13 protein-coding genes are annotated in these 13215 nt (G+C 33.6%); 8 read left to right on the top strand and 5 right to left on the bottom strand.

The annotated features are described in order from the left end of the window. Positions 1-138: 138 nt before the first annotated feature. The 4 genes from A9G44_RS09765 to A9G44_RS09750 all read left to right on the top strand — a co-directional run bounded on the left by A9G44_RS09765 (position 139) and on the right by A9G44_RS09750 (position 5203). Positions 139-1746: a hypothetical protein gene (locus tag A9G44_RS09765; protein ID WP_065610738.1), complete on the top strand. Its 1608-nt coding sequence runs from the start codon at positions 139-141 to the stop codon at positions 1744-1746. A 245-nt stretch (positions 1747-1991) separates the two neighbouring features. After that, complete coding sequence (locus A9G44_RS13840) at positions 1992-2954, top strand: hypothetical protein (RefSeq protein WP_065610736.1); 963 nt, start codon at positions 1992-1994, stop codon at positions 2952-2954. 416 nt (positions 2955-3370) lie between these two features. Further along, entirely contained in the window at positions 3371-4126 is a 756-nt protein-coding gene (locus A9G44_RS09755) for a nucleotidyltransferase domain-containing protein (protein WP_065610733.1), read from the top strand. 15 nt (positions 4127-4141) lie between these two features. Then, positions 4142-5203 (top strand): nucleotidyltransferase domain-containing protein, encoded by a 1062-nt coding sequence (locus tag A9G44_RS09750; RefSeq protein WP_065610731.1) that lies wholly within the window; start codon positions 4142-4144, stop codon positions 5201-5203. Between the two features lie 124 nt (positions 5204-5327). Here A9G44_RS09750 and A9G44_RS09745 read toward each other — a convergent pair whose 3' ends face one another. The 4 genes from A9G44_RS09745 to treR form a co-directional block, all read right to left on the bottom strand. Beyond that, positions 5328-5876, bottom strand: a complete 549-nt coding sequence (locus tag A9G44_RS09745; RefSeq protein ID WP_065610729.1) for a hypothetical protein — start codon at positions 5874-5876, stop codon at positions 5328-5330. 173 nt (positions 5877-6049) lie between these two features. Continuing rightward, the gene (treC, locus tag A9G44_RS09740) at positions 6050-7723 is read right to left on the bottom strand and encodes an alpha,alpha-phosphotrehalase (RefSeq protein WP_065610727.1); all 1674 of its coding nucleotides are present in this window, start codon (positions 7721-7723) and stop codon (positions 6050-6052) included. A gap of 83 nt (positions 7724-7806) precedes the next feature. After that, positions 7807-9234: a PTS trehalose transporter subunit IIBC gene (treB, locus tag A9G44_RS09735; RefSeq protein ID WP_065610726.1), complete on the bottom strand. Its 1428-nt coding sequence runs from the start codon at positions 9232-9234 to the stop codon at positions 7807-7809. 178 nt (positions 9235-9412) lie between these two features. Further along, positions 9413-10375 carry a trehalose operon repressor TreR gene (treR, locus tag A9G44_RS09730; RefSeq protein ID WP_065610724.1) on the bottom strand — a complete coding sequence of 321 codons (963 nt, stop codon included), beginning with the start codon at positions 10373-10375 and terminating at the stop codon, positions 9413-9415. Positions 10376-10637: 262 nt separating this feature from the next. Between treR and A9G44_RS09725 the strand changes: the two genes are divergently transcribed. Next, positions 10638-11165: a hypothetical protein gene (locus tag A9G44_RS09725; protein WP_143422114.1), complete on the top strand. Its 528-nt coding sequence runs from the start codon at positions 10638-10640 to the stop codon at positions 11163-11165. Here A9G44_RS09725 and A9G44_RS09720 read toward each other — a convergent pair. Beyond that, positions 11162-11527, bottom strand: coding sequence for a winged helix-turn-helix transcriptional regulator (locus tag A9G44_RS09720; RefSeq protein ID WP_065610719.1), 366 nt, complete (start codon positions 11525-11527; stop codon positions 11162-11164). The genes A9G44_RS09725 and A9G44_RS09720 overlap by 4 nt on opposite strands. A 140-nt stretch (positions 11528-11667) precedes the next feature. On the opposite strand from A9G44_RS09720, the gene A9G44_RS09715 reads away from it, so the two are divergent. The 3 genes from A9G44_RS09715 to A9G44_RS09705 all read left to right on the top strand — a co-directional run. Then, positions 11668-12303 carry an NAD(P)-dependent oxidoreductase gene (locus A9G44_RS09715; RefSeq protein ID WP_065610717.1) on the top strand — a complete coding sequence of 212 codons (636 nt, stop codon included), beginning with the start codon at positions 11668-11670 and terminating at the stop codon, positions 12301-12303. A 325-nt stretch (positions 12304-12628) separates the two neighbouring features. After that, positions 12629-12886, top strand: coding sequence for a transposase (locus A9G44_RS09710; RefSeq protein WP_034909955.1), 258 nt, complete (start codon positions 12629-12631; stop codon positions 12884-12886). Next, on the top strand, positions 12886-13215 hold a 330-nt coding region (locus A9G44_RS09705; protein ID WP_143426374.1), incomplete at its 3' end, for an IS3 family transposase. The genes A9G44_RS09710 and A9G44_RS09705, both read left to right, overlap by 1 nt.

Raw genomic sequence — 13215 nt, 5'->3', positions numbered from 1 at the left:
ATTGGTGGAAATAAAAATATTAAAAACCTTAATTATATCAATTACAATCTAAAAATAATGCATTACTATCATGATTATTCAATTTGATTTAAATAACTAATTAATCATTCTAACAATAAAATATTTAAAGGATTAACGATGAAAGAAACTACTCAAAATTCAACGACAGAACCCTCAAATATGGCGACGACTCAACCATTTCCAATGGTATGGGATAACAATAAAATCAGTATTTATCAATTTTTACTGCCTTATCAACATGCAGAAAAACTGCCTGAAATAGCCCAAACACTTCCTGATGAATCATCTGATGATACAAAATTAAAATGGGCAGCAGGGGCGATGGATGGGGTTAGCAATCATCATGGCGCATCATCGGAACACACATGTGTTGAAGAAATTTTAACGTTACTAATCACAATATCAACACAACCCAATAAACACGATATCGAAAAACTTTACACCTTAATAAATACGGAAGGTACTTTAAGTTTTATTGATGATTTAAGTGATGCAATACCAAAAATTGACATTGATTTTGATAAGTTATATGAATTTACCTATTGGTTAGCAACAAATAGCCCTGATCGTGAAATCATTAAGTTTAGTATTGCTGTATTAGGATGTTTTACTACCGAACAAACTGACTTATTTTTATTATTAGGCATGCATGAAGAGTTTACCTTATATTCAGCAGTTGCATTACAAAACACCTTATCATCACCCGAACAAGTCGAAAATGCCTTAGTTACTTTAGCTAAAAAAGTGGATGGTTGGGGTAGGATCCATATTGTTGAACGATTAGTCGGATATCAATTATCATCAACAACTAAAGATTGGTTATTAAGAGCGGGTTATCAAAATAGCGTTATGAACGAATATCTTGCTTATACTTGCGCAACCACAGGTGAATTAAATCAGGTTTTAGAACAAGATTATGTTGATTTACCTTTATTAGAATCTGCGGGTGAAATTTTAGAGGCACTCATCATGGGCGGACCAGCCGAAGATATGCATTGTTATGAAGAAGGTGCTATTGTTTGTTTAAATTATTTAAAACATTTACTAAAACTACCCTCATTAGCTGAACTCCCCCCTTTACGGACAGTACTGACTATACATGATTTTGTTAGCAGCCAGCTTAATGAAAGCTATCCTAATTGGAATGAAAAAATAAAAAATGCAATTATTGAAAAAGCAAATAAGTTTATCCATCAAGATAAATGGTTAGCATTAATTGAAAATGATTTAATGACTGATGATAGCAGTAAATTTTGCCTAGCTGCTGATCTTTACACGCAATTTGGATTTGATGCATGGGATGCGCGTTTTGCATATCAAAAAAATCATCAGGGTGAACAGTGGTATTATTTAATGCAAGCCGATGATATACAAAGAGTACAACAAGTTATGCAGTTAGCTGGGCAACAATATGACTTTACAAAAATCGCAACTGGGCCAGCGCTAGAATCTGCATTTGGCATCAAATATAAAGCACACCGTGCATTGGATGCTATTTTACAAGAGCTCAATCGATTTCCGGGTATGGGTGAAGATCTTATATTAATTGGTCTAAACAGCCCTGTAATACGCAACCGAAACATGGCATTAAATGCCATTGAAGCTTGGGATCGGCAATGTTGGACAGATAAAATAACGCTTGCCCTGCAAGAACTTATTGCAAATGAACCTAATGATGAAATTAAAAAAAGGTTAGTAACGCTACTTGCTTCGCACAATAGTTAAATATTCTATTTACTTGCAGACAAACATAAAAATATCGAGGAGCAATCCTCGATATTAAACCGTTTAAAATATGATAAAGCCAGCTATACAACTACTAGTACAATTGAATCAGATGAAGACATTAAATAAAGATAGAAAATACTATTAGCTTTACATAATAGCTAAAACAGAGCCAAATAGGTTGACAAAAACCATAATTTATATAACCCATAAAAAGAATGGTATATTAACTAAAGGAGATATTTATGTGTAAATTTTACGATCATGAAAGGTATGTAACTATTTATCATTATGATGAAAAAGATAAATATTTTACCCATCATGAAGAAAATTGTTATCAGCCAGCAGGTATAGGGCTTCCCGCTAATTCAACAGATATCCCTGTACCCGATGGAGAACTTCCTTCAGGTTTTATATATGTTTTTGAAAACGAACAATGGACAGCAAAAAAAGACGTCTTTAAAAAAAATAGAGCTAGCAATATGTCGGAAGAAAACTATATTTATCAAGAAAATCTACCACCATATTTCACAATAGATACTTTCGATTTTCATAAAATGCCACAATATGAAAAGATAGAAAATTTTACAAATCCTCAATTACAATCATTAATACTTACCTATAGATATTTACATATTCAAAATGAATTTATTGAAGTTATAGATTTTCATGAAAAATATGTTAAAAACATTCAGAATATTGGAATGATTTTTCCGCAAGATCGTAATCCAGCCATTATGTATAGGTTAAAAACAGAAAGTTTAATTCTTTCAATAAGAAGTTTATTTGATGAACTGGTTCAATTGACATACATTACTTGCTATAAGAGTATTTTTATAAAAGATAGCCAAATAAAAGTAGATTGTATAGGTGATTTATTTTCCCCTAAAAAAGTTACAAATTATCCTCTTTGTAAAAAGATTATTCTAGGTGATGATATTAATTATCAGCAAGATAGTAGTGGTTTTTTAAAAATGATTAATAACCTTTTTAACTCAATCAAACACAGTTTTATTCATTATGAAGTTTATAATAGTTTTCCTCCTGAAACGCCTAATGTGATTTCTTTATATAAAAAACAAAATGACTTTTCATCAGGCAAAGTGATATTTTTTAATCATTCTTTATTTCAAATAATGTTTGGATTTAAAAGTAATTTTAACCGCATAATTAATAATCAAAAAGAATTTTTGCTAAACCGAAAATAATTACAGTATGATAATATACTGAAAAATATACAACCGTATTGCATCTAGCCTGATTCTTAGACATTCGCATCTTGAAGATTAGAAAGGGTAAATTTAATTATATTTTTGAATTTTAATTAAATATCTAAAATTACCCGTTAAATCCTATATTCAGATATTCTGCTCATATTTAATACACGATGCCATTTTATTAAATTATCTAAAAAGGGAAATGGCACATGTCCAAAGAATTTAATTTTGAAAATGGGTTAAAGTTAGACTTTGTTATATTATTTATAAAAATATTCAGGATTCTATACCGTTTCAATCATAAATCATCATGCTCAATGATTTGTTAATGGTAATAGGCAAAAGACTTTAAATGCGTTAAAAATTCAGATATAAAGTAAAATAAATAACCTAAAGGAATAGTTGCAATGCAAAACCGCATAAAACAAAAGTTAGCAGAATTAGCACAACAACATAATATCCATATACTTTACGCTTGCGAATCAGGCAGTCGGGCGTGGGGGTTTCCATCGCCGAATAGTGATTATGATGTGCGTTTTATTTATGTGCATCGTTTTGAGAAATACTTAGCCATTGATAACCCTGCTTCAAATTTAACTTTTCCTATTGATGATGAGCTGGATTTGCATGGCTGGGATTTAAAAAAGACTTTACAACTAATCCGTAAATCGAATACTACGCCATTTGAATGGCTGCAATCACCCATTATTTATCAACAAAATGCGCCAATTGCTAATCAATTATGGCAACTTTGTTCCAATTTCTTTAATGCTAGGGGTAATATTTATCACTATTTAGGTATTGCCAAAAGTGCATTACAAAACCGTGAGGGACAGCAGATTGGGGTAAAAAAACTGTTTTATGTATTAAGACCTTTATTATGTGCCAAATGGTGTTTAGAAAAACAGCAAATCGCCCCCATGGCAATTACGCCATTATTGACACTATTACCTGATGATTTAAGCCAACAAATCAATGATATAATTGCCTTAAAAGCAACCATGACTGAATCAACACCTATCACTATCGATCCAAAAATCTTATTGTTTATTGAACAATCCATGATTGAGATTAAAGAAAGTTTACAGGCTATAGACGAACAACATTTTAAGGCTGATAAGTTAGATTATTTTTTTATACAAACATTAATGAGCTTAAAATAAGACAAGGAAAACTAAATGACAATCGACGATTTAAAAGCACAAAACTTAATCTTATTTGAAGTGATCAGCGGTAGCCGTGCATTTGGTTTGGCTACTGAAACATCAGATACCGATATTAAAGGAGTTTTTTATCTACCTAAAAATAAGTTTTATGGATTGGATTATATTCCACAAATTAATAATGAAACTAATGATATTGTTTATTATGAATTAGGACGATTTGTGGAACTGTTACTGAAAAACAACCCGAATATTTTAGAAGTGTTAGCCTCGGATCCAAGCTGTATTGTTTATCAGCATCCAATAATGCAGTATTTAACACTCGATCTGTTTTTATCCAAACAGACCAAGCAGACCTTTGCCCTCTACGCCATGTCGCAAATAAAGAAAGCCAAAGGATTAAATAAAAAGATTAATAATCCCGTTGCAGTAACACGTAAAACTGTACTGGATTTTTGTTATATTATCGAAGGTCAACAAGCTTATCCATTAAATGATTGGCTAGCTCAACATAGTTTTAAGCAACATTTATGTGGATTAGTGAATGTGAGGCATGGGAGAGATTTATATGCGCTGTTTTACGATCCATCAGGAAGCTGTGGTTATCATGGGATAATACAACAGCAAGATTCGACCGAACTGTGTTTATCATCGGTTGCTATTAATACGCCAGTTATCGCTTATTTAAGTTTTAATCGTGATGGTTTTTCATCGCATTGCCGTAACTATAAAGCTTATTGGCAATGGGTTGAAAAGCGAAATGAGCAGCGTTATCAAAGTAATATTAAAAGTGGTAATGATTTTGATGCAAAAAATATGATGCATACTATTCGATTATTACAAGTGGCGTACGAAATTATGACACAAGGCACAATAACCAATAAACGAGCTAATCGCGATGAGCTGCTTGCGATTAAAAATGGTCAATTAAGCTATGATGAGATTATGAATATTGCAGAAACACTGTTAAACGAAATTGAAACTGTATCAATCACTTCAATGTTGCCAGAAGCACCTAATTTTACTAAAGCGATTGCGCAGTTAGTAAAAATGCGTGAATTATTATATAACCACTAATGATATCGCAAAATAATAACAGTTCATGATTGAATTATAAAAATAATTCAATTAGTTATTTACAGTACATATCATTATGTTAATTTATTTCACTTCCTTGTGATACTCTAATTTAAGTATGAAATTATTTTAATTTAGATTTTTTGGTTTCTTTTCTTTCTTTTAGCTCTTTTAATTCAAATTCCCAAACCTGCCAAAAATCCATATTTGTTGGTTCCAAAACATTCATTTCGTGATTAAATTTTACAATATCACTAAATTCATTAACACAATACATATCAGCATCATTAATAATTTTCAAGATTGGGATTGCTTTAAGTCCTGTTTCCTGCATAAATTGATGGGCAATAAAATCAAGCCTCATCCAATCAGCACTTAATTTAGAGGCTGTATAAGTATGAAAACCATATAAAAATGTCCAAAAAGGTCCCACTGCCATTGCTTGAGGACGACGCCAAATCTCTTCTTTTACTTCAATATAAATGCCTCTATGGGGGATAGCATCACAATCTTCACCAAGTAAATGAGCAACATATTCATCAGGAAATTTAATTGCCAAACTATTTTCAATATTGCGAATATCTTGCAATACGATTTTATCTTCAGCCATTGGAAAAACACTATAATCTCTATCTAAATACTGATTCATTAATAAAATCGTTTTGTCTTCCATCCTCATTCCTCTTTAATTTTTTATTTACCCATTTTTTAAGCAAAATATTATAACTTTTAGGCTATTTTTTAAAAGGTTTTTTAATTAAATCTATCAACTGGTTGGCTTTAAAATGGTACAATTATCGTACATAAAAATGGACAACCTTTTTATAGATTGCCCATATCGCTTGCTTAATCCGCCTGTTGCAACCAATATATGGCTTCATAAGGTTTTAATCTTATTTCAGAACCTAGCCGATGGTTATCTTGATAATTGCTAAATAATCGTCGCCAATTCAAGAGTTGTAACGAATTAGGTAATGACCATGTCAGTGTTTTATCGGTCAGATTTGCTATCACTAGTAATTTTCGATTATGCCACCGCCTGATATAGCACCAATAATCAGCAATATCTGGCGTTAAATCTTGATAATCACCAAAAATAAAAATCGGGTACGTTTTGCGTAATTTAATTAAGGTTTGATAGCAATAAAATATCGAATCAGGATCATCGAGTGCCGCTTTAACATTAATTTTAGGATAATTATTAGCAACCTCAATCCAAGGCTTACCTTTAGTAAAGCCTGCATTGGCTGAATTATCCCATTGCATTGGCGTTCGGCTGTTGTCTCTGGATTTGCTAGCAAGGATTGCTAAAATTTCTGCTTTAGGCATACCATCTGCTATTTTTTCTTGATAAATGTTAAGACTTTCAACATCTTTATATTGTGAAATATCAGTAAAATGAGGATTGGTCATACCGATTTCTTCACCTTGATAAAGATAAGGTGTGCCTTGTAAACCATACAGTAGCATGGCTAACATTTTGGCAGATTGTTTGTGATATTGGTTTTCATCACCAAGGCGTGAGACGATACGAGGTTGATCATGATTACACCAAAAAATTGCATTCCAAGCCTTATCTTGCATGCCTGTTTGCCAATAGCCAAGGATTTTTTTAAGTTCAAGTAAATCAGGTTTAGCCAGCGTCCATTTATCACCGTTTGGATAATCGATTTTTAGATGATGAAAGTTAAACGTCATGGTCAATTCTTTACCATCTAAGCTAGCATATTTTTGGCAGTTTTCTAATGTGGTGGATGACATTTCGCCAACCGTTTTAAGTTGGTTGGGTTGAAAAACATCACGACTGATCTCTTGTAAAAATTCATGAATTTTTGGACCATCGGTATAAAATCGACGACCATCGCCATTTTCATCATCCAGAAAATCTTGCTGTTTTGAAACTAAATTAATCACATCAAGCCTTAATGCATCAACGCCTTTATCAGCCCAAAATTGACATACTTTTTTGATTTCTTGACGAACAGTTGGGTTTTCCCAATTAAGATCGGCTTGCTGTTTAGCAAATAAGTGCAAATAGTACTGTTTTGATTGTTCATGCCATTGCCATGCTTTACCGCCAAATTTTGAACGCCAATTGTTAGGCTCTGAACCATCAGCTTTAGCGTCTTTCCAAATATAAAATGAGCGATAAGGGCTTGACTTATCTAAGGCTGATTTAAACCATGGGTGCTGTGTTGAAGTATGATTAAACACCATATCCATCATAATGCGAATACCACGCTTGTGCGCTTGTTTAACCAGTAGTTCAAAATCAGCCATTGAACCATAGCTCGGATCTATATCATAATAATCCGACACATCATAACCGTTATCAATTTGTGGGGATGGATAAATCGGCGTTAACCAAATAGCACTAACCCCTAAATTTTCAAGATAATCTAATCGGCTAATAATACCTAATAAATCACCCGTTGAACCAGCGCCACTAGCTTGGAAACTTTTTGGATAGATCTGGTAAATAGTACCATTTTGCCACCAAGGGATATCGATTTTATTCATTGCTTGCTCTTTATTATTTATTATTTATTTTTCATAAATTAACCGCTCAATAACTAGAACGGTTAATGGTTATTAGCTCGTGTTTAACGAATATCTAACGTACCTTTTTTAAGTTTAATTTTATAAACGATCGAAGTTAAAACAATCGGAACCACAATTGCCACAATCATCGCCAAAGCATAAATCGACCAATATATCGGCTTTATCGATAAAATACCCGGCAAACCGCCAACCCCAATACCATTAGATAACACACCGAATAAACCACAAATTAACCCGGCTAAAGCTGAACCAACCATGGCGCACAGCATCGGAAATTTATAGCGCAAATTAATACCATACATAGCAGGCTCGGTTACTCCAAGATAACCTGATATGGCAGCAGGAACCGACACTTCACGCTCATTATGTTTTTTACTAACTAAAATAATACCCACAACAGCCGAAGCTTGAGCAATATTAGATAAAGCAATAATTGGCCAAATCGGCGTACCGCCCATGCTTTCAGTCATTTGTAAGTCAATTGCAAGGGTTGTATGGTGAATACCAGTAATAACCAATGGTGAATAAAAGAAACCAAAAACAGCAGCGCCAATAAAGGCATAATCACCAGTCATTAAATATTTAACAATAAAAGCAATACCATTACCTAACATTCTTCCAATTGGACCTAAAAAGAAATGTGCTAAAAACACAGAAACAAGAAGCGCAACAATCGGCACAATCACTAGATTCAAGTAATCAGGTACAATTTTGCGTAATCGTGTTTCGATCCAACCCAACGCTAAACCTGCAAAAATAGACGGAATCACCTGCGCTTGATAGCCGACTTTTTCGATACTAAACCAACCAAAATCCCAAACATCAGGTATTTTACTGCCAAGGTCATAAGCGTTCATCAATTGTGGTGAAACCAAAGTGATGCCTAAAACAATACCTAAAATTGGCGATCCTCCCATCTTTTTCACGGTAGACCAACAAATGGCAACTGGTAAAAAGTGGAAAATCGCCTCGCAAGGCAACCAAAGTATACTGTAAATTGGCGCTAGCCAATGATAGGTTTGTATCAGCGGCTTATCATCAATAGTTGGCATTTCACCAATAATATTACGTAATCCAAGTAATAAACCACCAGCGATTAAAGCTGGTAATAATGGCACAAAAATTTCCGCTAAGTTAGAAATAAACCTTTCAAAAAAAGACATATTCTTTTTTGCTGCAACTTTAGTTTGCTCTTTGCTTGCTTCATCTAAATTTAATTGCTGGATCAATGCTTTGTAATAACTATCAACATTGGTACCAATGATAACTTGAAACTGTCCAGCATTATTAAAACAACCTTTCACAAAAGGCAGTTCTTCTATAGCTTGGACATCAGCTAGCTTAGGATCAACTAAGGCAAACCTCAATCTTGTTAGACAATGGATCACACTGGCAATATTTTTTTTTCCACCAATCAACTCGATTAATTGCATTATCGATTGGCTAGTTAATTGGGAATTTTTAGCCATAAAAGGTCTCCTTTAAATTAGAATTAGCCTTTTTATTTCACTAATAATTTGGCTATTTTGAATATAGATTAAGCATAGATTGAATTGATAAATTAATAAATGGGAACGTTCCCTTTTTTGTGATTAATATCACAAATTAGAGCAAAATAAACACAAATTAAATAAAAATAACTACTGGTTAGCTTATTAAATGGCAAGGAATGGTGATACTTTTCAGTTCAAACTGATTTTGTAACATATTAAGTAACTCTTGAGCCGCACAACTACCTGCTTGATCAAAACCGAGTTCAACTGCACAAGTCTTAGGAAAAAGAAAACTCAGTAGCTCACTATTACCAATGCTAGCTACGGTAATATGTTCAATCTGTTTTTCGTGTAAATACTTATTTAATCCTAATGCAATACCATCAGTTGCACAAACGATAGCCGATGGATTTTTAGTTAACACCAACTGGGCAAGATCATAACCTGAACGATAACTTAATTGACCTAAAACCGCATTGGGGCTAAGTTGATATTGCTGGCAAAAATCCAAATAGGCTTGATAACGCAATGCGCCAGTAGTTTGGTCTTGTTGCTCAATACCGATATAACCAATATTTTGATGTTGTTGCGATTGATATAAATGAGCAAGCAATAATCTAACTGCACCGATATCATCATAACAAATACAAGTATGATCTTGGAATTTTCTTGCGATTACTACACTACTATTTTGCCAGGTGGATAATAATGACTGCTCTAATCCAGTAAATGCAAAGATAACTACGCCATCAGCTTGTTTACTTTTAAGCATAGATAAATATTCTTTGACTTTGTCCGTACTAAATTGGCTTTCCATAATGATAGGATCATAACCATGCCGATAAAAAATAGGCAACATACTTTGAACAGCTTGATTTTCAGAAAGAGAATCAAGGCGAGTTACAATAATCCCAATCACTTTATTCCCATAACCACGCATCGCTCTTGCCGATTTAGACGGCGTAAAGTGATACTGTTCAATGATTGCCAAAACTTTATTACGCGTAGCTTCTTTAACCATAGGATCATGATTAATCACTCGAGAAACGGTAGATTTACTTACCGAACAAAGCTTTGCAATATCTTTAATGGTTAAGTTGTTTGAAGATATACTCATAATAATTTAGCCAACAAAAATCAATAAAATCATACTAATCTATTTTATAAAAAATAGCGATTTGAGATTATTTATACCAGTTGGTAAATAAGTTTTGTTAACTAATAGCTATATTAAGATTTAATATAAAATTGACCATTTACCCATTGATATTAAAATAATTTTATTTAACTAAATTCTGACAAATACTATCTAATGCAGTTATTTTTTGTAACAATAGTAAATAATTTAAACAAAGCCTTAAAAAGGAAAAATTATAAAGGTGTCATACAAATTTTTATGCAGTTCACTGCTCATTTTGGGTTTCTCAGGATATGCATTAGCGACCGAAACAAATAATACAATTGAAGCACAATTTAAAGCGGCTTTATTATGCAAGGTTGCTCCAATTGATGGTCGTGATGCAAAAGTGGTTAAACAACTTAACCAACAAAACATTACCATAAAAAACTTAGAAGATGATGGGCTGATTAATTTAGAGTATCACTTTGCCAAACCGCTGGAAATAATGAATACGACTGTATCGCAAATTAAATACCAAGGCGATAGCGGTTCATATTTTTATGCTGTTGCCAAAGGTGATATAGATACATTTGCCAAAGCAATGGGGGCAATCCCAATCCCTGCCCATTTAAAAGAAGAAATGTCTTGGGGTGATATAGGACAATATTATCAATATACAGCCCCAATCACAGAAGAAAATCATTTTCCTAGTATCATTCTTATCGGTCGTGACAAAAATGCCAACTCAGATGAGTTTTATTTTGGCTGCGAAGAATTTGATAGTTAATTATGATTGATTGACGGATGAGGAAAAGATGACTCATCCGCTTTTAATTTGTAAGCCTTTCCCCACTCTAACATGGCATCATGCACCTGTTTTAGACTTTGTCCAACCTCGGTTAATGTATATTCAACTCTGGGGGGAACCTCGGCATACACTTTGCGGGTTAATAACCCATTTTTTTCCATAGCTCGCAGGTGCTGAGTTAAAACTTTTTGTGATATACCAGTCAGCGATTTTTTTAGTTCACCAAAGCGCTTGGTTCCCGTAAGCAGGTCTCGCACAATTAAAACTTTCCACTTATCACCTATTAACATTAATGTTATTTCAACGGGGCAAATAGGCAAATCATTATTTAATTTAATCATTAATCCTTAAAATTCAAAAATAGTTTCAAAAAAGTTACTATAGCACTATTTGGTACCTACTTTACAGTAGAAACGTTAAAGACTAATCTAAAACCATTCTTATATCATGTTAATCCTTAAACGATTAAAAGGAGTAAAGTATGAAAATAGCAGTCATTGGTGCGAGTGGTAAAACAGGGCAACTTTTAGTCAAAGAGGCGATTTCACGAGGGCATGATGTTACCGCAATAGTGCGCAAAGCGAGTCAACCGCTCGATCCCAAAGCAAATGTGCTAATTAAAGATCTGTTCGAATTAACCTATACTGATTTAAAACCCTTTGATGTGATTATCGATGCATTTGGTACTTGGGCACTGGAATTACTGCCGTTGCATCAAACCAGTTTAAAACATTTAACTGATATCTTGAGCGGTAAAACAAATCGCCTATTAGTGGTTGGGGGAGCAGGCAGTTTATATGTTAATCCACAGCATTCACTACGTTTGGTTGATTCACCTGATTTTCCTGAGGCATTTAAACCATTAGCCACCAATATGGCCAAAGCACTTGATGCGCTTAAAAAATGTGAAAATGTGCAATGGACTTACTTAAGCCCTGCCATTGAGTTTAACGCTAATGGCGAAAGGACAGGGCATTATATTATAGGGGGCGAAGAAGTGTTATTTAACAGCAAAGGAAAAAGCCAAATTAGTTATGCCGATTATGCCATTGCCATGATTGACGAAGCAGAAACAGCTAAACATATTAAACAACGCTTTACTGTGGCTACCGAATGATATTTTTAAAATTCAGTTGCTAAGCTTTTCAAAGCAGAAATAAGTGTTTATTTTTTATAATAATTAATAAAATATCCCAACAAAAATATTCAACGCTTATTATTTTGGTGGTTGGATTTGGCTTGGGATATTTTTAACGAAAAGCTAATCTATATTAACACCATAAACAAAAAAGTTGATAAAAAGATTGATAGTTTTGTCAAAAAGTTTCAGGTAACTATGTGTTTCAGTATAAAAATAGATGATTAATATGTAACTATCCCCTAAAATAGTACAGCAAAAAAGTAGAAAATTATCTATGATAAAAGTAAAAGGGGATTTAATTATGAAAAAAATGACTGAACATCAAATCGTCGCTATTTTAAAAGAAGCTGAAGCAGGTATTCCTGTCAAGGAACTCTGCCGTAAATATGGCATGGGTAATTCAACTTTTTATAAATGGCGGGAAAAATACGGCGGAATGGAAACTTCGGATATCAAACGCTTAAAAGAGCTGGAGGCTGAAAACCGCAAACTTAAGCAGATGTTTGCCGAGCTTAGCTTAAAATCACAGCTTCAGGAAGAAATCATAAAAAAGCTTTAGTGCCCACAAAGGCACGTAAAACGTGGGCACAGCAACTACAACAAAATCATTCAGTTACTATTGCTATGAGTTGTGCCATTGTTGGCTTAAGCCGTTGTGCTTACTATTATCAACCTAAGTTACAGGATGATTCGGTGATTGTTTCGGTATTGAATGCTATCACAGACCGGCATTTACGCTGGGGCTTTCCTAAATGCTTTAATCGTATCAGAAAGCTCGGCTATCAATGGAACCATAAGCGTGTTTATCGGGTGTATTGTGAATTAAAGCTTAATCTCAGAGTAAAACGAAAAAAACGCATTCCTCCACGATGCCCGGAAAAGCTATTG

This window comes from Gilliamella sp. Occ4-3, from assembly GCF_001690675.1.
Lineage (GTDB): Bacteria > Pseudomonadota > Gammaproteobacteria > Enterobacterales > Orbaceae > Gilliamella > Gilliamella bombi.
This window is presented reverse-complemented; position numbering and strand designations above follow the sequence as displayed.